This window comes from Novipirellula herctigrandis (assembly GCA_007859835.1).
GTDB lineage: Bacteria > Planctomycetota > Planctomycetia > Pirellulales > Pirellulaceae > Novipirellula_A > Novipirellula_A herctigrandis.
In genome coordinates this window covers 7,285,344-7,285,643 of sequence record SJPJ01000001.1, presented here as the reverse complement: position 1 = coordinate 7,285,643, position 300 = coordinate 7,285,344, and the positions used below count along the sequence as shown (strand labels likewise).

The 300-nt window shown below is 54.3% G+C and carries 1 protein-coding gene; it reads right to left on the bottom strand.

What is annotated here, in order from left to right; translation table 11 throughout:
* Positions 1 to 300: putative Ig domain-containing protein (locus CA13_RS35700; protein WP_419195161.1), on the bottom strand; the 300-nt coding region annotated here is incomplete at both ends.

Below are 300 nucleotides of genomic sequence, written 5' to 3'. Positions count from 1 at the left end.
CGTTCTCTAGGATTGGAACGTCATTGGTGTTGCCGACTGTCAAGGCAAACTCATCCGAGACCGTTGCATTACTGGGATCAGTGGCAGTGACTTTGACGGTGATCGTTCCTACATCGGGATTGAGTGGCGTGCCACTGAACGTGCGAGTGACCGGTGTGAACGTCAGCCAACTTGGTAGCGCCGAATCGTCCGCCAAGGAAGCAACATAGCTCAATGCGTCGCCATCAGGATCGCCGAACGTGTTTCCGCTGAAGCTAAACGTGAACGGATTGTCTTCGGTCGCGGTTCGATCGTCGATTG